We start from the raw sequence: 26,770 nt of genomic DNA, 5'->3' as shown, positions 1-26,770 counted from the left end.
TGGCTCTCACGGTCGCCTCACCACCAGCGGGGAAGCTGGGCTCGACGTCATGACGCTGCCACTGTGACGTCACCGACCCGACAGCCACCGAGCGGGAGCACGGGAACACCAGCCTCCCCGTGCACGTTCACGAGAGGGCAGACCAGCCCGCCAGGAGGTGCCCTACCGCACGATGCGCACGCAGACCACCGCAGCGCCCAGCGCCATCCCGACCGCCGCCCCAGGCGAGGGGGCGGGCTGGACGCCGCCGTCGTGGGACGAGGTGGTCCGGGAGCACGCCGACCGCGTCTACCGGCTCGCCTTCCGGCTCACCGGCAACCAGCACGACGCCGAGGACCTGACCCAGGAGACGTTCATCCGGGTCTTCCGCTCCCTGGCCGCCTACAAGCCCGGCACCTTCGAGGGCTGGCTGCACCGAATCACCACCAACCTGTTCCTGGACATGGCGCGGCGCCGTGCGCGGCTGCGCATGGAGGGCCTGCCCGAGGACACCGACCGGCTGCCAGGCGGCGGGCCCAGCCCCGAGCAGGTCTACGCCGACACCCACCTGGACCCGGATCTGCAGGCGGCACTGGACGAGCTGCCGCCGGAGTTCCGCGCCGCCGTGGTGTTGTGCGACGTGGAAGGACTGTCCTACGAGGAGATCGGGGCCACACTGGGGGTGAAGCTCGGCACCGTCCGGAGCAGGATCCACCGTGGCCGGCAGGCCCTGAAGGCGGCGCTGGAGCGCCGCCGCAGTGGTGCTCGGGAGGACTGAGGCAGCATGAACGACCTGCGCGGATGGGCGCTCGGGGCACAGCACCTGGCGCCGGATGCCGTGGTGGCGTTCGTCGACGGTGAGCTGTCGCCGATGGCCAGGGACCGGGCCGCGGCGCACCTCGCCCGGTGCCCGCTGTGCGCCGCGGAGGCGGCCGCGCAACGGCAGGCACGGGCCGCGGTGCGTGGGGCACCGACGCCGGCCACGCCGGCCGGCCTGCTCGCCGCCCTGCGCGACATCCCGCAGCACGTCGACCTGCCGCGCTCGCCCGACAACCTGGCGGTCACCGAGGACGGCCAGCTCGTCGCGATGCTCCGATCATCCGGGCGATCCGGTGACCAGGGTGAGAACAAACCCATCGGCAGTGCTCCCCGGATCGGGTCGAGCGCGCCCCTGGGCAACGGCCCCCATGTTCTTGGCCGGCGCACCGGCCGCCGTGTGCGGCAGGGCGCCGGCGTCGTCGTCTCCGGCCTCGTGCTCGGGACGCTCGCGCTGGTCAACTGGGGGGTGCAGCCGCCGGCCGCCGGCTCCGGCCAACCGGAGGCGCCGCGGGTGCAGCCGGCCAACGCCGGGCCCGCCACCGCCCGCCGCGAGGAGACCCGGGTTCCCGCGCCCTCCCGCCCGATCCCGGCCCCGGCGAGCGCCGGTGCGGCGGCCGATCCGGCGGACCTCGGCCCCCGGACCCACCAGGACCTGACCACTCCCTCGTACTTCCCGCGGGCGCCACTGGCCCCCCAGCTCATGCCCGGCGGCCACTGAGTCATCGGCAACCGACCGCCTCCCGAACGGAGCACCTGACGGCTCAGGCTGGTCATCCGGGTGATCAAGCGCCTTCGCCGGCATGCTGATGACCTCGGAGTGCGCGTGCGGGGCGGCGACCGGGCACCCGCTACGTGGACTTCACCGTTCCTTCTGCAGGATGGTTGGGTGCGTGCGGCCGCCGGCCGGCGCGCCCCGACCACGTCCAGTAGTGCCCTGACCGGGAAGCGATGAGCCAGCAGCCCAGCCCCTACCAGCCCGACCCGGCGGACGGCCGCGACGACTCGGCCGACGTCGAACGGCCCCGGCTGCGCCCGCGCCCGCTGGAGCGGCCCGCGGTCGACCCCGCCCAGGCCGAGGCGTTCGCCCGGCCGGAGGGTGTGGCGGGTTCCTTCGCCCCACCGCCGGGAGCGGTCCGCTCCGACAACGGCCAGCAAGGCGACGGCCGACGCGCCGCGCCACCACCGGAACCCCTGCGCCAGGCGTTCCACCGCCCCGAGGGCAGCCAGGAGACGCTGCAGCGGCCGCCCGGTGCGCGCTCCGACAACGGCACGACGTCGGCCGAGCCCACGTTCTGGAAGGACGGCGCGGAACGGGACCCGTGGCGGGACCCCGGTGCCGCGGCCGTGCTCGGCCCCCCGGCCGTCGAGGACACCGGCCCGGGGAAGGACGGGGCCGCGCCGAACGCCGAGGGCGCCCGGCTCAGCCTGCGCGAGCTGCTGTTCGGCCGGCGGGTCGCGCCGACGGCGCTGGCCGCCCTGTTCGGGGCGGCCCTGTTGATCGGGGCCGCGGGTGGGCTCCTCGGCCGGCTCACCGCCGAGGGCGGCAGCCCGCTCACCGATCCGGACGTGACGTTGGCCCAGGTCGAGGACGCCAAGGAGCGCCCGCCCGGCTCGGTGTCGGACGTGGCCAGCCGGGTGCTGCCCGCCGTGGTGTCGGTCGAGGTACAGATCGGCACCGGCGGCGGCACCGGCTCGGGTGTGGTCATCGACGGCAACGGCTACGTGCTGACCAACAACCACGTCGTCGCGGACGCCAGCCGGGCACAGGACGCGAAGGTGTTCACCGTCTTCCACGACGGCACCCGTGCGCGGGCCCGCATCGTGGGGCGCGACCCCAAGACCGACCTGGCCGTGCTGAAGGTCGAGGTTCGCAATCCCACCGTGATCCAGATGGGCAGGTCGAGCGATCTGCGCGTGGGCGACGGCGTGATCGCGATCGGCTCTCCGCTCGGCCTGGCCAGCACGGTCACCGAGGGCATCGTCAGTGCCAGGGACCGCGCGGTGCGCCTGGAAGGCGAGGGCAGCGGGCCGGTCGTGATTAATGCCGTGCAGACGGATGCCTCGATCAACCGCGGCAACTCCGGCGGTGCGCTGGTGGATTCCCGCGGCGCCCTGGTGGGGATCAACACCGCCATCAAGACGGCCGGCGAGGGCGGCGGCTCGGTGGGCATCGGCTTCGCGATCCCGATCGACGACGCCCGGCGAATCGCCGAGGAACTCATCCGCAACGGACAGGTCAAGCACGCTGAACTGGGCGTGAACACCAAGACGGTGATGGACAGCAACGGCAGCGGCGCCCAGGTGCAGAACGTGCAGCAGGGCAGTGCCGCGGCCGAGGCCGGCATCACCGAGGGCGACGTGATCGTGAAGCTGGGCGAGCGGCGCGTGCAGAGCGCCGACGAGCTGGTCGTGGCCGAGCACCAGCACCAGATCGGGCAGCAGGTACGGGTGGAACTGATCCGGCAGGGCCGGCCCATCACGCTGGAAGCGACGCTGAGGTCCGACTAGCTCGGCGCTGTCGCTGGCCGTCCGGCGGGGGCTCGGCACGGGTTACCCTGGACGCGGCCACGACGGGGAGGTGCCGGGTGCTGGAGAACATCGGCTGGGGCGAGATCCTCGTGCTCGTCGTGGCCGGCCTGTTCATCCTCGGGCCCGAGCGGCTCCCACAGGCCGCGGCCTGGTTGGGCCGCACGGTACGGCAGATCCGGGAGTACGCCACGGGCGCGCACGACCAGCTGCGCAACGAGTTCGGCCCGGAGTTCGACCAGCTCCGCAAGCCCCTGGAAGACCTGCGCGAGCTGCGGAACTTCGACCCCAAGCGCGCGGTCACCCGGCACCTGCTCGACGACGGGCCGGACTACGCGACGCCGAGCTCCAACGGGTACGCCGACTACGACAAGCCCAGGCGCCCGACCCAACAGCCGCTCCAGCCGGGCGAGCGCCCGCCGTTCGACCCCGACGCGACCTGACCCGCCACCGGCCCGCGAGCACGGAAGAGTCGGGCGATCACGCCGCAGCGCACCGGGTTCCGGATACCGCAGCCGGTTCGGCGGTGCGCGCACCAGAGCAGACAGCCGGGTTCTCCACGGCTGAACCACGAACGCATTCAGTGGCCGGCTGAGGCTCGTGCCGCCTTCTGCCGGAGCCACCCAGATCTGTTTGGCACATCACAGGATCCCGCCCGTCTCGTGGCGCCCACTCCACACCACCGGCGTTCTTGTCCCGACAGGCAGGAACCTGTTCGGAGATCTCCCCGAGCCGCCTCGGCCCGACGCGGGCCGGACGCGGAGGTCAGCGGCCGGCGGGGCTGACGCTCAGCAGGCGGCCGGCGAGGCCACGGGCCCGCGTGGACAACCGGTGGGCCACCTCGCGCAGGACCACGGCGGCGGGCGCGTCCGGCTCCCCGAGTACCAGCGGCGTCCCGGCGTCGCCGGCCTCGCGCAGCCGCGGGTCGAGCGGAACCTGGCCGAGCAGCGGCACCTCGGCGCCGGTGGCCCGGCTCAGCGAGTCCGCCACCACCTGGCCACCGCCGGTGCCGAAGACATCCATCCGGCTGCCGTCGGGCATCTCCAGCCAGGACATGTTCTCGATCACACCGGCCAGCCGCTGCCGCGTCTGCAACGCGATCGCGCCGGCCCGCTCGGCCACCTCCGCCGCGGCCTGCTGCGGCGTGGTGACAACCAGGATCTCCGCGTTCGGGATGAGCTGGGCCACCGAGATCGCCACGTCGCCGGTGCCCGGCGGCAGGTCGAGTAGCAGCACGTCCAGGTCGCCCCAGAACACGTCGGCCAGGAACTGCTGCAGCGCGCGGTGCAGCATCGGACCCCGCCACACCACGGGCGTGTTGCCGGGCGTGAACATCCCGATCGAGATGACCTTCACGCCATGCGCCTGCGGCGGCATGATCATCGACTCGACCTTGGTTGGCCGGCCGTCCGCACCGAGCATGCGCGGCACCGAGTGGCCGTAGATGTCGGCGTCGACCACGCCCACCGACAGCCCGCGGGCCGCCATGGCCGCGGCCAGGTTCACCGTCACGCTCGACTTGCCGACGCCGCCCTTGCCGGACGCCACGCAGTAGACCCGTGTCAGCGAACCCGGCTGCGCGAACGGGATGACCGGGTCGTCGCGGTCGCCCCGCAGCTTGCGGCGCAGCTCGGTGCGTTGCTCGTCGCTCATCACGTCCAGCTCGACGTCCACGGCCCGCACGCCGGGCAGCCCGGCAACGGCTTCGGTGACCTCGCGCTGGATCCGGTCCCGCAACGGGCAGCCGGCCACCGTCAGGTAGATGGCGACCGCCACCGCGCCGTCCTCGGCGACGGTGACGTCCTTCACCATGCCCAGCTCAGTGATCGGCCGTCCGATCTCCGGGTCCCGCACGCGCGACAACGCCTCGCGCACGGCTTCGGTGGTGGCGATCTGGTTGCTGGTCACGCGGCGACCTTCCGACGGCGACGGCGACCGCGAACTCGCTGCGGTCGGATCTTGTCGAATGCCATGCTAGTCGCGTTCGTCCGGTCAAGGTGACTCTCGGGTAACCCGATGCCGGGGGGCCGACGGGACTCGGCGGGTTCGTGATGGCGACCGCGAGGGCGGTGTTGTGCCCGTGCCGTGGGTTGCGCTTGGGGCGCCATGGGGGCACTGTGCGACCGTCTGGACGCGCTCCGTAACATTTGCACTGTGTCCAAGACCGGAACTGCCCGGTTACCAACGCGCGACGAGTTGACCGCATGGCGCTCCTTCCTCCGGGCGCACGCCCGGATCACTCGCCGCCTGGAAGCCGAGCTCATCGCGGAGCAGCGGTTGTCGCTGGCCGCCTACGACGTGCTGGTCCAGCTCGCCGAGGCGCCGGAACGGCGGTTGCGCATGACCGAGCTCGCCGACGCCGTCCTGCTGTCCCGCTCCGGGGTGACCCGCCTGGTCGACCGCCTGGAGCGGATCGGGCTGGTGGTCCGGGAGCGGGCCGACGAGGACGGACGGGGGGTCGTCGCGGTGCTCACCAGGCGGGGGATGGAGCGGTTGCGCACCGCGTCCAGCACACACCTGTCCGGAATCGTCCGCCACTTCGTCGCCATCGTGGGTGACCGGCACGAGCTCGACTCGCTCAACCGCACCTGTACCCGGCTCGCCGACGGGGAGGTGCACGCGCCTCCCGTACGACGGTCCAGTGCCTGATCCCGTTTCGCCGGGTGCGACAGTGGTTCCGTGACCGAACCCGAGACCATCCGGACGGTCGGCCTCCTCCACGTCGTGCACGGTCGCCTGCTGCTCGTGCGGCCGCGGGGCAAGGCCGCCTTCTACCTTCCCGGCGGGAAGCTCGAACCGGGAGAGACCGAGCCCGAGGCGTTGCGTCGCGAGGTACGCGAGGAGCTCGGTGTGGAGCTCGTCAACGGTACGGTGCGCGGCCACCGCCGCTACCTCGCGCCGGCTTACGGTGAGGGCGACGGTGTGCTCGTGGACCTCTCCTGCTACACCGCCGAGCTGGCCGGGGAACCGGCGCCCTCCGCCGAGGTGGCGGAGCTGGCGCTGGTTACGCGGGACGAGTACCTCGCACACCCGGAAACCGCGCCGGCCATCGTCGAGCTGCTCGGTGATCTCCACACCGGCGGCCTGGTCGCCTGATGGGAGGCCCGGTCCCGGGCGGACTCGTCCGGTAGCGGCCCTTGTGTGAGCACTCCCGCCGCACGTGATGCCTCCGGCTGGACCGTTTCCCCGCCAGCCGCTCCGAGCCGGCGTCTGCAGCATCCGGTATCCGGTTGCGCCGGCGGGACACGACCGGGACGGGGCCACCAGCTCAAGTTTCCGTTGCTGTTGGCGTTTCTCGCCCGGTTTGTGCGGTTGGTCGTGTGTGCCCGCTCACGCTGCCCGGTCGGCATCGGGACCGGGTAGTCCTGTCGGGCTCGGGTGCGCCGGTCAGGCCGGGTCGAGGCGGTAGACCTCGGCCCACCGGGGCGACGCGTTGAGCCGGGCCGCGGCCAGCGCGGCCATGGTCTCCTCGTCCGGCTCGACCCGGTGCGCCACGGCCGGCACGTCGAGCAGGTGCGAGTGCGTCGTGGGAGAGCGCAGCGTCACCTGGCAACGCACGCCGTCGGAGAGCCCGGGAACCTCCTGCTCGTCCGGCCCGACCGCCACCCACAGGGCCCCGGCCCGCCACACCGTCCACACCAGACGCGCGGGATGCTCGTCGACCACGACCCACACCGCCCCGGCCTTGCGTAGCGCCGCGTCGAGCACACGAGACGTCTCCACCCGACCAGAATCGCACGGGCGGCCGCAGCGCCAGCGCGACGGCGGCGGCCGGTCGGTGCCCGACACGTTTGCCGTGCGCTGTCGGTGCGAGGCTGTGAAAGTCACCTCAGCGGATAGCGGGTGCGGACCGACCGTGCCAGCATTCGCCGCATCATCGGTTACTCGTCGGTACGGTTCGGCCCGGCCCCGCGCCGCACGGCCGGCACCAGGACAGGGAGGTCCCGAACGTGGTCGACCGCCAGCGCCCCCGCCGCTCCTGCCTCGCGGTCCCGGGCTCCAGCCCGAAGATGATCGACAAGGCCCGCGGGCTCCCCGCCGACCAGGTCTTCCTCGACCTGGAGGACGCCTGCGCGCCGCTGGCCAAGCCGGAGGCCCGCAAGACCATCGTGGCCGCGCTCAACGAGGGCGGCTGGGGCGAGAAGGTCCGCGTGGTCCGGGTCAACGACTGGACCACCGAGTGGACCTACCGGGACGTCGTCGAGGTGGTCGAGGGCGCCGGCGCCAACCTCGACTGCATCATGCTGCCGAAGGTGCAGACCGCCGAGCAGGTACACGCCCTGGACATCCTGCTCACCCAGATCGAGAAGACCATGGGCCACGAGGTCGGCCGCATCGGCATCGAGGCGCAGATCGAGAACGCCCGCGGCCTGGTCAACGTGGACGCCATCGCCACCGCCTCGCCCCGCATCGAGACCATCATCTTCGGCCCCGCCGACTTCATGGCCTCCATCAACATGAAGTCGCTGGTGGTGGGGGAGCAGCCGCCCGGCTACGACGTCGGCGACGCCTACCACCACATCCTCATGCGCATCCTGATGGCGGCCCGCGCCACCGACGTCCAGGCGATCGACGGCCCCTACCTGCAGATCCGCGACATCGACGGGTTCCGCCGGGTGGCCGGCCGCTCCGCGGCGCTGGGCTTCGACGGCAAGTGGTGCCTGCACCCCGGCCAGATCGACGCCTGCAACGAGGTGTACAGCCCGCGGCAGGAGGACTACGACCACGCCGAGAACATCCTCGACGCCTACGAGTGGTTCACCTCGGAGGCGGGCGGCAAGCGCGGTGCCGCGATGCTCGGGGACGAGATGATCGACGAGGCGTCGCGGAAGATGGCGCTCGTGATCGCCGGTAAAGGGCGCGCCGCCGGGATGCGGCGCACCAACCGCTGGACGCCTCCCGAGGAGTGAAACGGAGGCGGCGCGCTGCCGCCGACAGGGTGATTTCTGCTTTCTTTCAGATTTCTTTCCTCGCGCCGGTGGGCCGTTGCCCACCGGCGCGAGTCCACCTTGTAGGGCGTGGATCCCTTTCGCGCCACACCCGTGGCCCCCGGCTGGAACCGGCAGGAACTCCGCCTGGCACTGTCCATGCGCGGCGGATCGAGCCTTGCGGTGTGGATCAGTGGCGCGCTGGCCGAGATCGACCAGCTGCGCCGGACCGCCGGGACCGGCTCGGCACACCCCTGGGCCGCACTGGCCGACCTGGCCGGCTACAACAAGGTGCGCGTCGACGTGCTCACCGGCGCGTCGGCGGGAGGCGTCAACGGCACGTTGTTCGCGGCCAGCCTGGTCTACGGGTTCCCGTTCACGGCAATGCGGGACGTGTGGGTCCGGCTGGCCGACCTGGAAGCGATGTCCCGCCCGGTCCCGGGCCTGCTCGCCACCCGTCCGCCGCGGCTGTTCCCTCGCCCCGCCTCGATCCTCGCCGGAGACGACTACTTCCAGGAACGGCTGGGCGCCGAGCTGATCCGGCTCGTCGCCGCCGCGCCGGAGCACCCGCCCACCGCTGCGCGCCGACTGGATCTGGGGCTCAGCGCCACGTTGCTGGACGGGGTTTCCGTGGTTCGTCGGGACGACCGGTTGGGCGCGTTGCACGAGGTGCGTCGTCGTGCCTGGTTCCGGTTCCGGCATCGCGGCCAGCCGGGTGACCCGCTCTCCGGGTTCGCGCCCCGCAACACCGCCGCGCGCACGCTGCACCAGCTCGCCCTCGCGGGGCGTGCCACCGCCTCCTTCCCGGTGGCGTTCGAACCCGCGACCGTCCACTCGCGACCCGACCCACCACCGGACGCCGTCGACATGACCGGGGTGTTCTCCGAGACCGGGGCGGAAGACGCGCCACCATTCCACGTGGTCGACGGCGGCGTGCTGGACAACATCCCGGTCGGCGCGGCGATTCGCGCGGTGGCCGAAGCGCCGGCGGACACCCCGACCGAGCGCTGGCTGCTCTACCTCAACCCGGACCCGAGCCTGGGACCGAGCGCGCCACCAGCCCCGCAGGCCCGTCCGCGCGCGATCCCCACGGGCCTACGGGCGTTGCGGGCGCGGCTGGACCAGGAGAGCCTGCTGGCCGACATCGACGAGCTGGCCGCCTACAACCAGGACGTCAGCCGGCGGGAGCTGCGAGCCGCGGCGTTGTTCGCACCGCTGGTCGCGGTCGGGCCGGCCGACCGTCCCGCCCGGCTCGCCGAACTCGTCGACGAGGTTCGCACCGAGCACGCCGAGGTGCGGGCCCGCGTCGACGCCGAGACCGCCTTGACCCTGCTCACCCAGCCCTACCTCCGTGCCCCCGGGCCGCTGTTCGAACCGATACCGGCCGACCCTCTCGCCGGCTGGTCGGCCGCCGCGCGCAGCATCCTGCCCGAACGGTTGGCCGACCGGCTTTCCGGCGCGGCACGGGCCGAACCGGAGCGGGTCTTCACCGGCGTCTGCACGGCCGCCGAGGCGGTCGAGTTCTGCCTGCGCTGGGCCAGGGAACTGGAACGGTGGGCGGAACCGCCCCGGCTGGGTCGCATAGGCACGGTCAAGGGCCGGCTCTACCGACTCCAGCAGGTGGTGTCGGTGCTCGCCGAATATGTGGACCAACGCTGGTGGTCAGCCGCCGTCGAGCATCCGGTGCACGACCCCGCCGGGATCGCGGACTGGGCCGACGGCGTCATAGCCGAGCGCCGGAGGCGGCAACACGCACTTGGCGAACGGGTGCGGGAACCGTTGGCCGAGGCGCTCCGCGACGGCTCGGACAGCGAGTTCCAGCAGGGGCTGATCAACCTGGCGAACGCCCTGCGGGCCGAGGCGGCGTCCCACCGGCCCGGGCCCGTCGACGCCGTGCACGCCGCCTGGCAACGGTTGTGGGAACTGATGAACGAGCTCGCGGAGGCGGTGCTCGAACGTCCGGTGCACGACATCCGGCTGGGGTCGATGGTGGATCCCGCGCGCAACCCGGAGCTGATCGGCCACGCGATGCTGGAGTCGGCCGAGCCCGAGCAACGCCCGCGGCTGTTGAGCCAGCTGCTGACGCTCACCGCCCCGCTCCTGCTCGGTGACCCAACCAACGGTCGTATCGCCTTCCTTCGCGTGGCGAGTGACGGCCGTACCGACCTGCCTTTCGATGCGTTGCGGGGCAAGGACGGAACGCTCACCCCGCGGGACAAGCTGCGCGGCGTCGACCTGGACGGCTTCGGCGCCTTCCTGTCGGCGAAGTGGCGGGCCAACGACTGGATGTGGGGCCGGCTCGACGCGACGGCCAGCCTGGTGGCGCTGCTCATCGACCCGCAGCGGCTCCATAGGTTCCACAGTGGACGATCGGCGGAGGACGTGCTGGCCGCGGTGGCTGACATCGTGACCAGGCCGCTCGCCGACGACGAACTGGGTACCGGCGCGGATGCCCAGCAGTGGAGCGACTTCTTCCTGCGGCGTTGGGAAAGCCGCGTCGACCAGGTTCGGGCTGAGCTACGCGCGTTGTTCGAACAGCCGGATGGCGACCATCCGCTCACCGAAACCAAGGCGTCCCTCACCGAGCGCATCCACTGGGGCATCGCGGCTGTCGAACTGCCCTACGTCGGGGCGGTTGGCCTGGGCTCCGATCCCGAGCCGATTCGGCCGGCGCCGGAACCACCCGAGCCGCTGCGGGCCGCGGTACAGCGGTACGAGGTCAGCCGGCAACGCTTGCCTGATCTCGGCGAAGGTCGGTTGACCCGGATGGGCATGCGGCTCGGGCTCGTTGCTTACCGAGCGGTGAAGCCGGATGGCTGGACACCCCTGCCGGTGGCGGTCCGGGTGGCGATGACCGGAACAAAGCCGTTGTGGCTCACCACGATGCTTGCCCTCACCGCTCCGGAACGGTTGCTGTTCGTCGTGGCGACGGCACTCGCCACGCTCCTCGGTACGGGATGGTCCAATGCGGACATAGGCTCCGCATGGTCACCACTGTTGCTGGTGTTCTCCGGCGAGCAGACGCAATGGGACGCCTGGCGCGCCGTGATCGCGGTACTGGCCGTGGTTACCGGGGTTCTCGCGCTGGCCCGTGGCCGGCTCGTGCTTCCGCGAAGGGTGCCCACGGGCGGGCGGCGCCGGCCGGTGTGGTTCGCCTTTCTCGCCGTCGTCGTCATCATCCTGGGATTCCTCGGGGCCTTCTGGGATCTCGTGCTCGGACCACTGGCCGTGACCGTGGTCGCCGGCGTGCTCACCTGGATTGCCGCTTTCTGGATGCGCGGGTGGGCACGCGTCATGGCCGTGCTCGGTGTCCTCGGGACCTACCTCGGCGGTGCCCTCGTGCTGTCCGGACTGGGCGTGCCGGCGGGCTGGTGGTTGGTGATCGCCAGCGTGGCCGCCAGCTACGTGGTGTCCGTGCTGGTCAGCGTGGTTGACGTCCTCCCGCCCGCCGCCGGGAGCCCGGCCGAGTCCGAAGTGGCCGAGCGGCACGAGGTCTCGGCCTGACCCGCGCGGTCCGACATGCGGCCACGGCCTGCGATTTTCCCTACCCCCACCGAGACCGGAGAACCCCGGCCGGACAACTCGGCCAGGTAGCGCGGCCAGGCAGCCGAACCAACACGGCGGTTCACTCGTCCGGTGAGCATTGGGCCGTAGCAGGAGCGCGGGGCGGGGGCGGCCCGCCAGCATCTGGCCATGACCGACATCGCGCCCTTGCGGATCGAACGCCGGGACGGCTCGATCGTCCAGATCGCTCCCCTACCGCCCGGCACGCTCTCCCTCGGCGCCCAGGGCGTCCTGATGACCCTCGTGAACCGCTCCGACGACCTGTCCCCGGTGACCGCCCAGGGACTGCTCGCCCCGGACGCCGTGCTCGAGGAGGTCGAGGAGGTCCAGGCATGGCTGCGCGAGCTCGTCGATCTCGGCCACGTCCAACACCTCGGAAACGACACCTACCGCGTCAACCCGCGGCTGCTCACCATTGTCGTCCCACCGCTGCCCGCGGACGCCTCACCGGGCGACGACACCACACCCGACGGTGTGGACGGCGCCTTGCAGCGCCGCCAGATCGCCGAGGACCCCGACGACCAGGACTGGGGTCCGCTGGTGGACTGCGCACCGCGGCGGTGATCGGTGACCAGGCCGGACGTACGGCGTGGGTCACCAGACCGGCGCGTGGGCTGCCGGCGTGCCGTCAGACCCGCTCGGTGATCTCAGGGGGGTTGCGGAGGTGGTAGAACTTCGGCCAGAGCCGGGACCACGGTTCTCGTGGTCCCGTGCAGAGCCAGACCTTCGGCGCCGCCAGGACCGGGTTGGGTGGTCTCCGGCCGTCGTCGAACTGGGCTACCGGCCGAGTGTCGGCGAAGTTCTGACGCAGGAAACCCTCGTCGCCCCCAACGACCAGGACCGCATTGACGTCGTCGGCCGGCCTTCCGAAGTACCAGTATCCGCGATGGCCGCTGTAGACGGGGGGAAGCCCGTGCCGGGGACCAAACCGGTCGAGAACGCTGGCGTACTCGTAGGTCTCACCGATCAGCACGAGGTGATGACGCGTCGGGGCGGGCAGCGCGTGGTACGCGTCGCTCACCGTGTCGGCGAGCTTCGGCCACCCCGCCTGAAGCAGTGAGAGGTTCCCCGCCTTCGCCGCCTCGGACACGGGGAACACCGGAAGAACCGCATGTGCGGAAAGCAGAGCGGTGAGGGCGAAGACCGGCCACGTCGGCACCCAGCGCCACCACCGCGCGGGCTCCCGCAACTGCAGCTCCACCGCGGAGACGGCCCAGAACAGCGGGTACATACCGCCCGCGTACGCGGTTCGGCCGTCGCTCCACAGCAGGAGGGCGAGCAGCCCCAGGAACGCCCAGCCGAGGAAGCGGTACGGGCGCAGGCGGTCGGACCGCAGCAGCCGCCACAGGCCGTGGCCGAACAGCACGGTGCCCACCACGAGACCGGCGCTCACCAGCACGAAGGGCACGAACCACAGTCGCGCGTGGCCGCCGAAGAGCGCCTCCTGCTCCCCGGCGATGACCGTGGTCATCGCCAGCTGGGGCCACCCGTGCCGGGCCTGCCAGATCAGGCTGGGTGCCGCGGTGAGCACCGTCACGGCGGCACCGGCCCACAGCAACGGACGACGCACCAGCTCCCGTGGTCCGACCACGAGCGCACTGGCGATCACGACCGGCCAGAACGAGGCGATCAGGTACTTGCCCTGCATGGCAACGGCCGTGGCCAGCCCTGCCCACAACAACAGGCCGTCGCGCCGCACACGCACCCAGCGAACCAGCAACCACGTGATGAGCGTCCACAGGAACACGTCGACCGTCATGGTGGTCAGGACGTGGTCGTTGTACAGCATGAACGGGGACACCGCGGACGACGCCGCGGCGATCACCTGTGCCCGGCGGCCGCCACCGAGCTCACGTGCGATCGACGCGGTCAGCAACACTCCACCGGCGCCCAGAAGGATCCCGGGCAGCCGCAACGCGATGAGACCGCCGCCGAAGAGGGAGTCCAGCGCCCTGGCGAGGAGGGGAAGTAACGGGGGCTGGTCGACATAACTCCAGTCCACGTGATGCCCCGCCACCAAGAAATAGGTTTCGTCACCGTCGTAGCCGTAACGCGTGACAACCCCCAGCAGGAGTGCAGCGACCGCCGCCGCCACCAGCGACACGGACTTCCATGCGAACGGTGGGACTGTCGGTTCCGCGCTCTGCGACTCCACCGGTAGGTGCACCGCTTCTCCACGATCTTGTCGGGGGATGCCGATCCGAGTCTGTTTGGCTGTTCCGGTTCTGGGGGCATCTGGGGTCGGGTACGACACGTTCCGCCACCAGAATTTCGCCGATGTTCCAGGGAGTTACATGGTTCACGAACATCCTGCGGGCGCGTTTCGTTCGTTTGTCCGCCTGGTCGTGATCCGGCACGGGGTCAGCTGCGCCGCTCCGCTGGCGTGCGGTGGAGTAGCTCGGGCGGAAGGTTGAGGTGGTAGAAGTCCTCCCAGAGCTGGGGCCAGGGTTGGAGTGGACCGGTGCACAGCCAGACCCTGGGCGCGCCCAACGCCGGGTTCGGCGACGGCTTGCCATCGTTGTACTGCGCCAGGAGTTGCACCTGCGCGAAGTGCTTGCGTAGCGCGGATCCGTCACCGCCGACAACCATCACGGCGTTGGTGTCGTCGGATGGCCGACCGAAGTACCAGTACCCGCGATGCCCGCCATAGACGGGGGGAAGCCCGTGCCGTGGGCCGAGTTGGTCGAGAACGGCGGCGTACTGGTAGGTCTCGCCGACGAGCACGATCTTGTCGGTGGCCGAGACAGGAAGCGTGTGGTACGCCTTGCTCACGGTCTCGACCAGGCTCGGCCACCCGTCCTGTAGGAGCGCGAGGCTTCCGGTCTGGGCCGCGGTGGACACCGGCAACACCGGCAGTGCTCCGACCACCGACAGCACACCGGTCAGGGCGTAGACGGGCCAGGTCGGCGCCCAGCGCCACCACATCGCCGGCTTGCGGACCTGGATCTCCGCGGCGGCGACCGCCCACAGCACCGGGAGCACGCCCATGAGGTAGGACGCCCGTCCGTTGGTCCACAGGAAGACGACCAGCAGTCCGACGAACGTCCAGCCGAGGAACCGGTAAGGCCGCAATCGGGGGGCCCTCAGCAGCCGCCACAGCCCGTAGCAGAACAGGACCGCACCCACCAGCAGGCCGGCGTTCACCAGCACCATCGGCACGAAACCCAGTCGCCCGTAGAAGTACGTCTGTTGCTCGAGCGCGATCGCCTTGGTCATGGAGAACTGAGGCCAGCCGTGGTCGGCTTGCCAGATGAGGCTTGGCGCCGCGGCCAGCAGGGCCACCGCCCCGCCGACCCACAGCCGGGGTCGCCGGAGCAGGTCCCGCGGACCCACGACGAGCACGCTGGTGATCGCGATCGCCCAGAATGACACGATCAGGTACTTGGCCAGCAGCGCGACCGCGGTGGCCAGGCCCGCCCAGAGCAGCAGGACGTCGTGTCGCAGGCGTGTCCAGCGGACCAGCAGCCACGTGACGAGTGCCGTCAGGAAGACGTTGACGGTTGTTGTGGTGAAGGAGTGGCCGAAATAGAGCATGAACGGTGAGACGGCATAGGTTGCTGCCGCGATCACCTGTGCCCTGGCCTGTGCGCCGAATTCTCGCGCGATCGCCGCGGTCAGGAACACCCCGGCGACGGTCAACAAGATCGCTGGAATGCGCAATACGACCAGGTTCCCCGGGGCCAGCGCGTCCAGCATCCCGGCGAGGAGGGGAAGCAGCGGGGGTTGGTCGACATAACCCCAGTCCAGGTGATGGCCGGCGGCCACGAAATAGATCTCGTCACCGTCGTAGCCGTACCGCGTGATGGTCAGTGCCAGGACGAGCCCGACGGCGGCCGCGACCGGCGCCACCGGCTTCCAAGCGAAGGGGATGTCTGACTGCGCGTGTTTCGGGCGCCCGTGCTCCGGCGACATCGCGATCTGCGTCACCGTGCCTCCACAGGTCCAGGGGGACGCGGCCTGGGTTCGTGACGACGATTCTGCTTGATCGTTCCGGATGAGGCGAGAGGGAATGTCGGAATTGGCGGCATATTTCACGCGGAGTTTGTGGGCGAGCAAGTTGCACCCCCGTGCCGACCGGGGCTCGTCAGATTTTCACCGAGCGAAATAGCCTGCTGGTAGACAGTGGCGCCGACGTTGCGGAGCGTGTTGCGGTGACAACCCGTACATGGTCGCCGAGCTCGCGTTACACACAGTGCGAATCAGTGGGTAGCGTCACTGATCGAACTACTGTCCGCCATCGGCGAAACGCGTCTTGTCAAAACGGGTGGTGAGATCATGCACACCACCATTCGTCGAGTTGTCACCGGGATGTGGTTTCGGGTCAGGCTGCTCGCCATGTCCAACCCCGAACATCCCGTGGGCGCGTTGCGTCGCGCCCTTCGCCTCTTCCCCCGACGCCGCCCCGACGACCTGCTGGAGCGCAGCCTGCGCCCCTGCGACGGTTGCGGCGAGCAGGTTCACGTCTTCGCCGCGACCTGCCGGCATTGCGGCTACAGCCTGGAACTGGTCGCGAGCTGAACCGGCCACGCTCGGTGACGGGCGAAGCGAGCGTCGCGACGCGGTGACAAGGTGCGCAGCGAAGCCCGGAGACGAGCAATTCAACGCGGGTGGCGCGTCCCGGGGGAGCCCCCGGCCGCCGGGCAGCGCCACCCACCGGCCTTCCCGGCCGCTTGTCAAGGCTTTCTGATCTGGTGTGGATAAGCCCCCGACCCTGTGGACAGCGCTTTGACCTGCTGTTTCGCCACTCACTACGCTGGACGCGGGGCGTCAGCCCCCGGGAGGGAGGGGGCCGTCCCACCGGCGCTTGGTGCTCCTACCCTCGGTCGGGGCCTTGGCCACCGCCCGTGACCTGCGCCTCAACCGTCCGGGAGCCTTCCCTACGGCCTTGGAGTGGCAGATACTCGCCGGTAACCCAGCGCCGGGCCCGCGCCGCCCGTGGCCCGGCGGCGCCACGCGACGAAAGGGGAGCGCGTAATGGCCCGGCTCGCCCGGACTGCCGGTCTCACCGATGTGCAGCAGGAGATCCTCGCCACCGTCCACGACTTCGTGGAGAAGGAGGTCATCCCGCACGCCCAGGCGCTGGAGAAGGCCGACGCCTACCCCACCGACATCGTCGAGGGCATGAAGGAGATGGGGCTGTTCGGCCTCACCATCGACGAGGAGTACGGCGGGCTCGGCGAGTCCCTGCTCACCTACGCGCTGGTCGTCGAGGAGATCGCCCGCGGCTGGATGAGCGTCTCCGGCGTGATCAACACCCACTTCATCACCGCCTACATGATCGGCAGGCACGGCACCGACGAACAGAAGGCGCACTTCCTGCCCCGGATGGCCACCGGCGAGCTGCGCGGTGCCTTCTCCATGTCCGAGCCCGACCTGGGCTCCGACGTGGCCGCCATCAAGACGCGGGCCAAGCGGGACGGCGACGACTACGTCGTCGACGGCCAGAAGATGTGGCTGACCAACGGCGGCACCGCCAACCTGGTCGCGCTGCTGGTCCGTACCGACGAGGGCGCGGAGAAGGCACACGAGAACCTGACCACCTTTCTGGTGGAGAAGCCGGTCGGCTACGGCGAGGTTGCCCCGGGACTGATCGTCCCCGGCAAGATCGAGAAGATGGGCTACAAGGGCGTCGACACCACCGAACTGGTGCTCGACGGCTACCGCATCGGCGCGGACGCCGTCCTCGGCGGCGTCCCCGGCCGTGGCTTCCGGCACATGATGGACGGCGTCGAGGTTGGCCGGGTCAACGTGGCCGCCCGCGCCTGCGGTATCGCGATCCGGGCCTTCGAGCTCGCCGTGGCCTACGCCCAGCAGCGCAGGACCTTCGGCAAGGCCATCGCCGAACACCAGGCCGTTGCCTTCAAGCTCGCCGAGATGGCCACCAAGGTCGAGGCCGCGCACCTGATGATGGTCAACGCCGCCCGGCTGAAGGACTCCGGCCAGCGCAACGACGTCGAGGCCGGCATGGCCAAGCTGCTGGCCTCCGAGTACTGCGCCGAGGTCACCCAGGACGCGTTCCGCATCCACGGCGGCTACGGCTACTCCAAGGAGTACGAGATCGAGCGCCTCATGCGGGAGGCACCCTTCCTGCTCATCGGCGAGGGCACCAGCGAGATCCAGAAGATGATCATCAGCCGGGGCCTGCTGCGGGAGTACCGGCAACGCGGTTGATCACCTCGACGGAGCGCCGGGTACACAGGGGCGTGAACGTCCCGGTACCCGGCGCTCCGTCCGGTTTGCCGGGTTGGCGCTGCCACCGATCGACGTCGTTGGCAGGATGGGGGTAGCCCCCGGAGGTGATGGAAGTGTCGAGCCCGTTCACCGGCCCGAACCGGCCGGCCGCCGGCCCGCCGCGCCTGCCGACCCCGCCCACCGGCTGGCCGATCGGCTCCTACAGCCGTTACGAGGAGGCACAACGCGCCGTCGATCACCTCGCCGACAACAACTTCCCGGTCCAGGACGTCACGATCGTCGGCGTCGACCTGATGCTCGTCGAGCGGGTCACCGGCCGGCTCAGCTGGGGGCGCGTGCTGGGCACCGGTGCCGCCTCCGGCGCCTGGTTCGGCCTGTTCGTCGGCGTCCTGCTCAGCCTGTTCAGCGGCACGCCCGGTCCGACCTTCGGTCCGATCCTGGTCGGCCTGGCCGTCGGCGTGGTGTTCGGGATCATCTTCGCCGCGGCCGGCTACGCCTCGGCACGCGGCGTGCGTGACTTCAGCTCGGCCAGCCAGCTCGTGGCCGGCCGCTACGACGTGCTGTGCCAGCCGCGCAACGCCGAGCGCGGCCGCGACATGCTCGCCCGGCTCGCGATGCGACCACCGGGGCAGAGCTGAGCGCCGCGCCGCGCTCTCCGGCTGTGACCGGACTGCAACGCCGAGTGGTCCGGCTGATTGCCGGAACCGGTTGCGGGCGCTGATCAAGCGTCTTAGGTTCGGTCCACCGGCCGGGGTGTGTCCCACCGCACAGCGGTACTTCCCCCGGTCGGGGCAGGAGCGACGCGCCGGTGGCGGCGCGCGTCGTGCGGCCCGCCGCGGCTCGTTCCCGGCGGCGCCCGGGAAGGAGGCTGGACAGCGATGGAGTGCCCCGCGCGCAGGGGGCGACGAAGAGGAGCGCTGCTGGGGGTCGCGTTGCTCGCCGCGCCGGCCTTGGCGGCGTGCGGGGCCCAGGATTCCGGGCCGCCCACGATCAACCTCTACCACGCGCCCGAACAGAACCTGCAGACCGTGGTCGACGACTGCAACCGGGAGGCGGCCGGGCGGTACCGGATCGTCTACCACAAGCTGCCGCGGGACGCCGACGGCCAGCGGGAGCAACTGGTGCGTCGGCTGGCCGCCCGGGACACCGAACTGGACGTCCTCGGGCTCGACACCACCTGGACCGCGGAGTTCGCCGAGGCCGGCTGGATCCGGGAGTGGACCGGGGAGACGAAGGCGGCGGCCGCGCGGGACGTCCTCCCCGGACCGCTGGAATCCGCCCGGTGGCACGGCAAGGTCTACGCCGTCACCAAGAACACCAACGTCCAACTGCTGTGGTACCGCTCCGACCTGGTGGACCAGCCACCACGCACCTGGTCGGAGATGATCCAGGTGGCGCAACGGCTCGCCGAACAGGGCAAGCCGAGCGCGATCCTGATCACGGGCGCCCAGTACGAGGGCCTCGTCGTCAACTACAACAACCTCGTCGCCTCTGCCGGTGGTCGAATCGTCTCCGAGGACGGCACGCGGGCCGTGGTCGACGACGGCGCCGTACGGGCGTTGCGCGTGCTCAAGGACTTCGCCACCTCCGGGGTCACCAACCCCGCACTGGAGAATCACAAGGAGGACGGTGTCCGCCTGGCCTTCCAGGCCGGCGACGGTGCCTTCCAGATCAACTGGCCGTTCGTCCACCCCGCGACAAAGGCCGGCAACCCGGACGTCTTCAGGAACATGAAGTGGGCGCGGCTGCCGGGAGTCGACCCCGGCCAGCCCGGACGCGCCACCATCGGCGGCGCCAACTACGCGATCAGCTCCTACTCCCGGCACCCCGGCGAGGCGTTCGAGGCCGCCCTGTGCCTTCGCAATCCGGAGCACCAGAAGTTCTCCGCGGTCAAGGACGGCGTCCCGCCCACGATCGAATCGGTGTATGACGAGCCCGAGATCGCCGAGGCATACCCGATGAAGGAAACCATCCGGGAGGAGCTGAAGGACGCCGCGCTGCGCCCGGTGACACCGGCCTACCAGAACGTGTCGACCGTGCTGTCCACCCTTCTCTCACCGCCGAGCGCGATAGACCCGGAGCGCACCGCCGCGCGGATGCGCACCGAGCTCCAGGATGCCCTGGAATCCAAGGGGGTGTTGCCGTGAGCATCGTCCGCACACCCTCGGCGGCCGAGGAGGCTCGGGGGAGAACTGGCCGGAAACCCAGTGCGGGCAAGCGCGCCGAGCGCCGCCTGGCCTGGCTGCTGTGTGCCCCCGCGGCCCTGGTGATGGTCGCGGTGACCGGCTACCCGATCGCCTACTCGGTCTGGCTTTCCCTGCAGCGATACGACCTGCGTTTCCCGGCGCAACGTGAGTTCGTCGGGCTCCAGAACTACGTGATCGTGCTGAGCAACCAGTACTGGTGGCAGGCGTTCTGGGTCACTGTCGGACTCACCGTGGTCACGGTGGCGGTCGAGCTGGTACTGGGAATGGCACTCGCGATGATCATGCACCGCGCACTCGTCGGCCGTGGCCTGGTACGGACGGTGACCCTGGTGCCGTACGGAATCGTCACCGTCGTCGCCGCATTCAGCTGGCGTTTCGCCTGGAGCCCGAACACCGGCTACCTGGCCGAGACATTCGCCCAGGGGGAGGCTCCGCTCACCGACCGGTTCGCCTCGCTGGCCATCATCGCGCTGGCCGAGGTGTGGAAGACGACCCCGTTCATGGCACTGCTGTTGATGGCAGGACTGGCGCTGGTGCCCGACGAGCTGTTGCGCGCCGCGGCGATGGACGGAGCCAACGCCTGGCAGCGGTTCACCAAAGTGATGATCCCGGTGATGAAGCCGGCGATCCTGGTGGCGCTGCTGTTCCGCACCCTGGATGCGTTCCGCATCTTCGACAACATCTTCGTGCTCACCGGTGGAGCACAGGGTACGTCCTCGGTCTCGATCCTGACCTACAACAACCTGATTCGCGGGTTGAACCTCGGGATCGGCGCGACCATGTCGGTACTGATCTTCCTTGCGGTGGCGGTGATCGCGTTCGTCTTCATCAAGGTGTTCGGTACGGCGGCGCCGGGCAGTGACCGGGAGGGGAGGCGTTGATGGCCGTCATCGGTGGGGCGGAAACCCCTGCCCGCAAGGCGAAGTGGGCGCTGCTCGACGTGGTCGTCGTGGTTTACGCGCTGGTGCCGGTGCTCTGGATCGTGTCATTGTCGTTCAAGACCAAGGGCACGATCACCGACGGCAACTTCGTCCCCCGTGAGTGGACACTGGACAACTACCAGGAGATCTTCACGACGACCGAGTTCGTCCGTGCCCTGGTGAACTCCATCGGCATCGCGCTGATCGCCACCCTGATCGCGGTCGTTCTCGGCACCATGGCGGCCTACGCCGTCGCTCGGCTCGACTTTCCCGGCAAGCGCGCCCTGATCGGCGTCTCGCTGCTGATCGCGATGTTCCCGCAGGTGTCACTGGTCTCGCCGTTGTTCGACATCGAGCGCGCCCTCGGGCTGTTCGACACCTGGCCGGGCCTGATCCTGCCCTACATCACGTTCGCCCTGCCGCTGGCGATCTACACGCTCTCGGCGTTCTTCCGGGAGATCCCGTGGGAGCTGGAGAAGGCGGCCAAGATGGACGGGGCCACCCCGGCCCAGGCGTTCCTCAAGGTGATCGCGCCGCTGGCCGCGCCCGGTGTGTTCACCACCGCGATCCTGGTGTTCATCTTCGCCTGGAACGACTTCCTGTTCGCGATCTCGCTGACCTCAACCGAACGGGCGCGGACCGTGCCGGCGGCGCTGTCGTTCTTCACCGGAGCCTCCCAGTTCGAGGACCCGACCGGGACCATCTCCGCGGCCGCCGTGGTGATCACGATCCCGATCATCGTGTTCGTGCTGTTCTTCCAGCGCCGTATCGTCGCCGGCCTGACGTCCGGCGCTGTCAAGGGGTGAAGCCAATGGCCGACATCGTGCTGGACAAGGTGACCAAGCGGTACCCGGACGGCGCGTTGGCCGTCCGGGAGGTGGACGTCGAGATCGCCGACGGCGAGTTCATCATCCTGGTCGGCCCCTCGGGCTGCGGGAAGTCCACCACGCTCAACATGATCGCGGGACTGGAGGACATCACCTCCGGGGAACTGCGTATCGGTGGCGAGCGAATGAACGACCGGGCGCCCAAGGACCGCGACATCGCGATGGTGTTCCAGTCCTACGCGCTCTACCCGCACATGACCGTGCGGGAGAACATGGCCTTTCCGCTGCGGTTGGCCAAGCTCGACAAGCAGACGGTCAACCGCAAGGTGGAGGAGGCCGCGCGCATCCTGGACCTGACCCAACACCTGGACCGCAGGCCCGCCAACCTCTCCGGCGGGCAGCGGCAGCGGGTGGCGATGGGGCGGGCGATCGTACGCAGCCCCAAGGCGTTCCTCATGGACGAGCCGCTGTCCAACCTGGACGCCAAGCTGCGGGTGCAGATGCGCACCGAGGTGTCCCGCCTGCAGAAGAACCTCGGCACCACAACCGTCTACGTCACGCACGACCAGACCGAGGCAATGACACTCGGCGACCGGGTCGTGGTGCTGCGGGGCGGTGAGGTGCAGCAGGTGGGCGCTCCCCAGTTCCTCTACGAGCACCCCGCCAACCTGTTCGTGGCCGGCTTCATCGGCTCGCCCGCGATGAACTTCCTGCCCGCCAGGGTCGAGGGGGACCGCCTGCACACGGAACTGGGTGAGCTGCCGCTGACCGACCGCGTCCGGCGGTTGCTGGAGCAGGCCGAGGCGCCCCGCGACGTGATCATGGGCGTGCGGCCGGAGCACTTCGAGGACGCGGCGCTGGTCGAGGAGCACGCGCGGGCCGGCGGCGCGGTCTACCGCGGACAGGTGGACGTGCTGGAGTCGATGGGTTCGGACAAGTACGCCTACTTCTCGCTCGGTGGGGAGCGGGCCAGCTCGGCGCAGCTGGAGGAGCTGGCGGCCGACGCCGGGGTAACCGACCTGCCCTCCGGCGGCGGACAGCTCGTCACCCGGCTGTCGGCCGCCTCGCAGGCGCGGGAGGGCGAGCGGGTCGAGGTGTGGTTCGACCCGGACCAGGTGCAGCTGTTCGACCCGAACAGCGGACGCAACCTGACCTATCAGGGCGGCTGAGCGGTGCGGCACTGGACGACACGGGGCAGCCCGAAGCCCGGCGTCGATGACACGGGCGAGACCTGGGGATCTCGGTGAGCAACCCGGAACCGGTGCCCTTTCCAGGACTCCGGTCCAAGATTCTGGCGACGTGAGCCCACCTGATGTTCGTCAGCGGGCCGGGACGGCCCACCTTGATCACAATTGCCCAGGTCCCGAGCGGGGCGTCGGGGGATGGCAGCGCCAGTCGAACCGCGGAGCCGAGCCGTTTCCGACCCTCCGGGCGGTCCGGTACTGCTCCATGGAGTGATCCTGCGTCGCGTGCGGCCCGCCGGACACCGGTAACCGGGTCGGGCAGCGGGACGGCCGCTGGGCTGCCGTAACCCGGACCCCACCACCCGGCCGGGTAGATCACCGAATCCGGCCCCGGCAGGTTGCGGCAGGTGCCATCATCGGCGGGTCGCGGCAGACCGGCTGACGAAGGGGTGTCGTGTCCAGCAATGGTGTCCCGTCGAGTCCGTCCGAGCCCACCGCCACCACGACCGCACCCGAGCCACCCCCCAGCCCGCCACGAGCCCCCGAGCCGCCGGCCACGCCGGTGACCGGCGCGGCCACCAGACCGGCCGGTCCCGCGGCGCCCGGACGGCAGGAGCGGGCCCGCAAGCGGAGCCGGGTCACCACCGACTGGCGGTTGACCGTGGAGGACCGGCTGCGCGTCCTGTCCGCCGAGCACATGCGGCAGGGCGGTACCGACCTCGCCGTCTCCGGCGCGCTGGAGGTGGTCCGCCGCACCCTCGAGCAGGCAGCGGCAACCCGGGGCCGGCGGCGGCTGGGCGCCTGGTGGTCCGGCTGGCACATCGAGCGGTGCTGGCGCGCGCTGCACGACGCCGAGGCACGCCTGCTCGCGGCCAGCCCGGACCTCGCCGGCCGGCTCGTCGACCTCCGGCAACGGGTCGCCAAGCACCTGCCCCCCAACGACATGCGCCGCCGCGCCCTGGAAGAGCTGAACCTCGACGAGCAGCCTGTAGTGAGCGTGCGGGCGGTGGTGGAGGCCGCGCTACGCGCCTCGTTCGACGCCGCGGACGACGCGCACAACGCCGTCCGCGCGTTACGCAACAAGCTCGTACTGGCGTCCTTCGCCCTGGTACTGCTCAACGTGCTGGTGGGCGTGCTCAGCATGCTGCGGCCCGGCCTGCTTCCGTTGTGCGTGGGGCCGGACCACACCATCTGCCCGAGCGGGCCGGGCGGCCCCAGCCGGCACGACGTCTGGTTGGTGCAGCTACTCGGCATTCTCGGGTCGGTGGTCGGCGTGGTGGTGATGCTGGCGCGGCAACGGCCCAGCCTCACCTCCTACCGCCTCGGCGGCTACCAGGGCGTGATCAAAGTTCTGCTCGGCTCGACACTCGCCGTCGTCGGCCTGCTCGCCCTCGGCGCGGACATCGTGGGCACGGCGATCAGCCCGCAAACCAGGCCGGCCCTCCTGCTCTGGGCGGTTGTGCTGGGCTATTCGCAGCAGGCGGGCACGCGGATGCTCGACATGCACGCGCAACGCGTGATGGACAACGCCAAACCGCTTCCGCCGCAGCGGAAAACGTGAGGCGTCAACGGCGTGCTCGTAGCGCACTGATGATTTCGTCGTCCCAGCGGTGTGTGCGGATCAGCCGGTACCGCTCGCACACCACCCACAGGTACGCCTCGGCCTCCGTGCGATGACCGATGAGGTCGGCCTGGTGCAGCATCCGCACCACGGGTTGGTACTCCTCGACGTACCAGCGCTCGGCGACCGTGACGCGATCGAGGAACCTGCGCTCATCCTGCATCAACCGGAATCCCCAGGCCTCCACCGACTCACCCAGCTCCGCGTAGTTCCACGGATCGCCGAAGACGACCGCTGCCCGCGCCTGCCCGGGCAACGGGACGCGCTCCAGGAAGATACGGCGCAGGTCCTTGACGATCAGGTCCCCGCGAAACCGGATGCCGTGTGCGTCGATTCTCGTCAACACCTCGGTGACATAGGCGTCAATCGTCTTGCGCCGCAACGCATGTGCAACCGAGACACGATGGTGCCCGTCCTTCACGAAGTGCAGTTCGCCCACGCGATAGACGTCGATCGGCGGGATCGACTCGCCCCGACGCTCCGCCAGCGCCAGCCGCTGCCAGCGTTCCCGTACCCGTGTCGAGGTCGGGCGGAAGCGGCGGTCGAAGTCCCGGGTGCGGTCCACGCTGCCGACGATGGTGTCCAGCCGGATGACCTGGAGCCCGAGCCGTTTCTCCCCGGTGCGGCCGAGCGCGGTGACCACCTCGTCGAACGGCAGCATGATGTTGACGTCGTCGGGTACCCGGCGCAGCCAGGCGGCCAGCCTGGAGAGGACCTGCCGGCGTCGGGCCCGGAGGAAGTCGCTTTCCGCGTCGGCCCACGGGAAGCCGGTGTCACCGCGCACCGGTCACCTCCGTAGTCGCCGGCGTGATCTCCAACAGCCGGTAGCCGACGGTGTTCAGCACCAACGTGTCGTGCAGGGCGCGGTCGGGTGTCTCCTCGCCGTGCGGGTGGATGTGCCCGTGCAGCAGGACGCGTGGCCGCAGTCGTTGTACGGCCTGGTGCAGGCATTCGAAGCCTTGGTGCGCCGGATCCTCGCGGTCGCCGCAGTGTCGCGGCGGGGAGTGGGTGAGGAGCACGTCGATGCCCCGTCGGCCCTGCGGCCGCCGCCATCCGGAGCGCCGGACAAGTCGGCGCACCCGGCGGGCCTGCTGGCGTTCGGTCCACTGGTTCGGGCCCTGCCGGTAACGGATCGAGCCGCCCAAGCCGGCGATGCGCAGTCCGCCGACCTCCACCACCCGACCGTCGGCGTCGACCCAGCCGCGCGGACCGGGCCAGCGGGCGGGCATCCCGGCCCGGGTCCACAGCCCGCGCACGTTCCGGTAGCCGGTCAGGTCCGGGTCGTGGTTGCCGGGGACGAGCACCCCGGGCCGGTCCAGGGCGTCGACCAGGAACTCCAGGTAGTCGAAGGGCAGGTCGCCGGCGGCCAGGACGAGGTCGACGTCGAGCTCGCGGACCTTGTCGGTCCACAGCTGCTCGACGACCTCGTCCGACACCGCGAGCACCCGGGCCATGAAGTCGAGGGTAGGCCGACAGCACCCGCACGCGCCTTACCAAGCCGACGTGAGAATTTTGGCGAGTAATGCGTCAGCGACGACGCGGTCCAACTGCACGCAACTCATCCCGATGATCTCGCGGCAGGTGGCCATGAGATGTGGAGTGTCAGGGGGCAATCGACGCCGAGTTCTCGTCGGATGGCGGAATCTGGCTGTGTGGCAGGCGGGCACCTTTGCTCAAGCTCCAGGACATACGCCAACCGAATCCGCTTCCAACGTCTGGACTCGAGTGTGGATCCGATGCCGGTGGCTTGGGAAAACAGCAACGCGGAAAACCTGGAACGGGCTGAACTCGAGGCCCGAGTGGACGGCGGGCAACCGAGGGAGGAGGCGTGGTTTGCCGGGCGGACAAGCCCAGCTATCCACAGCCCCAGGATCTGTCCACAGTTCACGATCTCGTTCTTGCTTCGCGTTTTCGCACCTCAGTAGGCTCGCCGTGGGCTGCGCAGACCCGGGTGGGCGGGGGCGCGTCCAGCGGGAGCGCTACAGCCGCCGAGCGGCGGGTGC

Annotated in this window: 23 protein-coding genes; 17 read left to right on the top strand and 6 right to left on the bottom strand. The window is 70.4% G+C overall.

What is annotated here, in order from left to right; translation table 11 throughout:
• Window positions 1-172 precede the first annotated feature (172 nt).
• From sigE to IEY55_RS05920, 4 genes are all read left to right on the top strand, one after another.
• Window positions 173-757 carry an RNA polymerase sigma factor SigE gene (sigE, locus tag IEY55_RS05935; protein WP_189054743.1) on the top strand — a complete coding sequence of 195 codons (585 nt, stop codon included), beginning with the start codon at window positions 173-175 and terminating at the stop codon, window positions 755-757.
• Window positions 758-763: 6 nt separating this feature from the next.
• Complete coding sequence (locus IEY55_RS05930; protein ID WP_189054741.1) at window positions 764-1,516, top strand: zf-HC2 domain-containing protein; 753 nt, start codon at window positions 764-766, stop codon at window positions 1,514-1,516.
• Between the two features lie 230 nt (window positions 1,517-1,746).
• Entirely contained in the window at window positions 1,747-3,306 is a 1,560-nt protein-coding gene (locus IEY55_RS05925) for a S1C family serine protease (RefSeq protein ID WP_189054739.1), read from the top strand.
• Between the two features lie 77 nt (window positions 3,307-3,383).
• Window positions 3,384-3,767, top strand: a complete 384-nt coding sequence (locus IEY55_RS05920) for a sec-independent translocase (RefSeq protein WP_189054737.1) — start codon at window positions 3,384-3,386, stop codon at window positions 3,765-3,767.
• A 322-nt stretch (window positions 3,768-4,089) separates the two neighbouring features.
• Here IEY55_RS05920 and IEY55_RS05915 read toward each other — a convergent pair whose 3' ends face one another.
• Window positions 4,090-5,232, bottom strand: a complete 1,143-nt coding sequence (locus tag IEY55_RS05915; protein ID WP_189054735.1) for an Mrp/NBP35 family ATP-binding protein — start codon at window positions 5,230-5,232, stop codon at window positions 4,090-4,092.
• Window positions 5,233-5,478: 246 nt separating this feature from the next.
• Between IEY55_RS05915 and IEY55_RS05910 the strand changes: the two genes are divergently transcribed.
• Window positions 5,479-5,973, top strand: a complete 495-nt coding sequence (locus IEY55_RS05910; RefSeq protein ID WP_229686089.1) for a MarR family winged helix-turn-helix transcriptional regulator — start codon at window positions 5,479-5,481, stop codon at window positions 5,971-5,973.
• Window positions 5,974-6,003: 30 nt separating this feature from the next.
• A complete protein-coding gene (locus IEY55_RS05905; RefSeq protein ID WP_189054732.1) occupies window positions 6,004-6,420 on the top strand; it encodes an NUDIX hydrolase in 417 nt (138 codons plus the stop codon).
• Between the two features lie 291 nt (window positions 6,421-6,711).
• On the opposite strand, the gene IEY55_RS05900 is transcribed toward IEY55_RS05905, so the two are convergent.
• Window positions 6,712-7,047 carry a hypothetical protein gene (locus IEY55_RS05900; RefSeq protein WP_229686088.1) on the bottom strand — a complete coding sequence of 112 codons (336 nt, stop codon included), beginning with the start codon at window positions 7,045-7,047 and terminating at the stop codon, window positions 6,712-6,714.
• A gap of 227 nt (window positions 7,048-7,274) precedes the next feature.
• On the opposite strand from IEY55_RS05900, the gene IEY55_RS05895 reads away from it, so the two are divergent.
• The 3 genes from IEY55_RS05895 to IEY55_RS05885 all read left to right on the top strand — a co-directional run bounded on the left by IEY55_RS05895 (window position 7,275) and on the right by IEY55_RS05885 (window position 12,380).
• A complete protein-coding gene (locus tag IEY55_RS05895; protein ID WP_189054730.1) occupies window positions 7,275-8,234 on the top strand; it encodes an HpcH/HpaI aldolase/citrate lyase family protein in 960 nt (319 codons plus the stop codon).
• A gap of 108 nt (window positions 8,235-8,342) precedes the next feature.
• Window positions 8,343-11,756, top strand: a complete 3,414-nt coding sequence (locus IEY55_RS05890; RefSeq protein ID WP_189054728.1) for a patatin-like protein — start codon at window positions 8,343-8,345, stop codon at window positions 11,754-11,756.
• A 189-nt stretch (window positions 11,757-11,945) separates the two neighbouring features.
• Window positions 11,946-12,380, top strand: a complete 435-nt coding sequence (locus IEY55_RS05885; protein ID WP_189054727.1) for a hypothetical protein — start codon at window positions 11,946-11,948, stop codon at window positions 12,378-12,380.
• A gap of 64 nt (window positions 12,381-12,444) precedes the next feature.
• Here the strand turns inward: IEY55_RS05885 and IEY55_RS05880 are convergent, their stop codons facing one another.
• Entirely contained in the window at window positions 12,445-13,983 is a 1,539-nt protein-coding gene (locus IEY55_RS05880; RefSeq protein ID WP_229686087.1) for an ArnT family glycosyltransferase, read from the bottom strand.
• Window positions 13,984-14,177: 194 nt separating this feature from the next.
• Window positions 14,178-15,743, bottom strand: coding sequence for an ArnT family glycosyltransferase (locus tag IEY55_RS05875; protein ID WP_189054726.1), 1,566 nt, complete (start codon window positions 15,741-15,743; stop codon window positions 14,178-14,180).
• 348 nt (window positions 15,744-16,091) lie between these two features.
• On the opposite strand from IEY55_RS05875, the gene IEY55_RS05870 reads away from it, so the two are divergent.
• The 8 genes from IEY55_RS05870 (at window position 16,092) to IEY55_RS05835 (ending at window position 24,707) form a co-directional block, all read left to right on the top strand.
• On the top strand, window positions 16,092-16,334 hold the full coding sequence (locus IEY55_RS05870) for a hypothetical protein (RefSeq protein ID WP_189054724.1): 243 nt from the start codon (window positions 16,092-16,094) through the stop codon (window positions 16,332-16,334).
• 456 nt (window positions 16,335-16,790) lie between these two features.
• Complete coding sequence (locus IEY55_RS05865; RefSeq protein ID WP_189054723.1) at window positions 16,791-17,987, top strand: acyl-CoA dehydrogenase family protein; 1,197 nt, start codon at window positions 16,791-16,793, stop codon at window positions 17,985-17,987.
• A gap of 128 nt (window positions 17,988-18,115) precedes the next feature.
• The gene (locus IEY55_RS05860) at window positions 18,116-18,646 is read left to right on the top strand and encodes a general stress protein (protein ID WP_189054857.1); all 531 of its coding nucleotides are present in this window, start codon (window positions 18,116-18,118) and stop codon (window positions 18,644-18,646) included.
• 240 nt (window positions 18,647-18,886) lie between these two features.
• Window positions 18,887-20,155: an ABC transporter substrate-binding protein gene (locus IEY55_RS05855; protein ID WP_189054721.1), complete on the top strand. Its 1,269-nt coding sequence runs from the start codon at window positions 18,887-18,889 to the stop codon at window positions 20,153-20,155.
• 2 nt (window positions 20,156-20,157) lie between these two features.
• Window positions 20,158-21,096, top strand: a complete 939-nt coding sequence (locus tag IEY55_RS05850; protein WP_229686103.1) for a carbohydrate ABC transporter permease — start codon at window positions 20,158-20,160, stop codon at window positions 21,094-21,096.
• Window positions 21,096-21,941 carry a carbohydrate ABC transporter permease gene (locus IEY55_RS05845; RefSeq protein WP_189054719.1) on the top strand — a complete coding sequence of 282 codons (846 nt, stop codon included), beginning with the start codon at window positions 21,096-21,098 and terminating at the stop codon, window positions 21,939-21,941. The genes IEY55_RS05850 and IEY55_RS05845 overlap by 1 nt, the downstream gene beginning before the upstream one ends.
• A 5-nt stretch (window positions 21,942-21,946) precedes the next feature.
• Complete coding sequence (locus IEY55_RS05840; protein ID WP_189054718.1) at window positions 21,947-23,131, top strand: ABC transporter ATP-binding protein; 1,185 nt, start codon at window positions 21,947-21,949, stop codon at window positions 23,129-23,131.
• Between the two features lie 469 nt (window positions 23,132-23,600).
• Window positions 23,601-24,707, top strand: coding sequence for a hypothetical protein (locus IEY55_RS05835; RefSeq protein ID WP_189054716.1), 1,107 nt, complete (start codon window positions 23,601-23,603; stop codon window positions 24,705-24,707).
• A 4-nt stretch (window positions 24,708-24,711) separates the two neighbouring features.
• Here the strand turns inward: IEY55_RS05835 and IEY55_RS05830 are convergent, their stop codons facing one another.
• Window positions 24,712-25,551: a chromosome partitioning protein ParB gene (locus IEY55_RS05830; protein ID WP_189054714.1), complete on the bottom strand. Its 840-nt coding sequence runs from the start codon at window positions 25,549-25,551 to the stop codon at window positions 24,712-24,714.
• On the bottom strand, window positions 25,541-26,221 hold the full coding sequence (locus tag IEY55_RS05825; RefSeq protein ID WP_189054712.1) for a metallophosphoesterase family protein: 681 nt from the start codon (window positions 26,219-26,221) through the stop codon (window positions 25,541-25,543). The genes IEY55_RS05830 and IEY55_RS05825 overlap by 11 nt, the downstream gene beginning before the upstream one ends.
• Between the last annotated feature and the right edge of the window lie 549 nt (window positions 26,222-26,770).

Origin of the sequence: Longimycelium tulufanense, assembly GCF_014645795.1 — a bacterium.
GTDB classification, from domain to species: Bacteria; Actinomycetota; Actinomycetes; order Mycobacteriales; family Pseudonocardiaceae; genus Longimycelium; species Longimycelium tulufanense.
This window is presented reverse-complemented; position numbering and strand designations above follow the sequence as displayed.

Excerpts from the sequence above, each read along its gene's own strand:
- sigE (WP_189054743.1), top strand. The coding sequence starts at position 173 with ATGCGCACGCAGACCACCGCAGCGCCCAGCGCCATCCCGACCGCCGCC.
- IEY55_RS05930 (WP_189054741.1), top strand. The coding sequence starts at position 764 with ATGAACGACCTGCGCGGATGGGCGCTCGGGGCACAGCACCTGGCGCCG.
- IEY55_RS05925 (WP_189054739.1), top strand. The coding sequence starts at position 1,747 with ATGAGCCAGCAGCCCAGCCCCTACCAGCCCGACCCGGCGGACGGCCGC.
- IEY55_RS05885 (WP_189054727.1), top strand. The coding sequence starts at position 11,946 with ATGACCGACATCGCGCCCTTGCGGATCGAACGCCGGGACGGCTCGATC.
- IEY55_RS05870 (WP_189054724.1), top strand. The coding sequence starts at position 16,092 with ATGCACACCACCATTCGTCGAGTTGTCACCGGGATGTGGTTTCGGGTC.
- IEY55_RS05865 (WP_189054723.1), top strand. The coding sequence starts at position 16,791 with ATGGCCCGGCTCGCCCGGACTGCCGGTCTCACCGATGTGCAGCAGGAG.
- IEY55_RS05860 (WP_189054857.1), top strand. The coding sequence starts at position 18,116 with ATGGAAGTGTCGAGCCCGTTCACCGGCCCGAACCGGCCGGCCGCCGGC.
- IEY55_RS05855 (WP_189054721.1), top strand. The coding sequence starts at position 18,887 with ATGGAGTGCCCCGCGCGCAGGGGGCGACGAAGAGGAGCGCTGCTGGGG.
- IEY55_RS05845 (WP_189054719.1), top strand. The coding sequence starts at position 21,096 with ATGGCCGTCATCGGTGGGGCGGAAACCCCTGCCCGCAAGGCGAAGTGG.
- IEY55_RS05840 (WP_189054718.1), top strand. The coding sequence starts at position 21,947 with ATGGCCGACATCGTGCTGGACAAGGTGACCAAGCGGTACCCGGACGGC.
- IEY55_RS05825 (WP_189054712.1), bottom strand. The coding sequence starts at position 26,221 with ATGGCCCGGGTGCTCGCGGTGTCGGACGAGGTCGTCGAGCAGCTGTGG.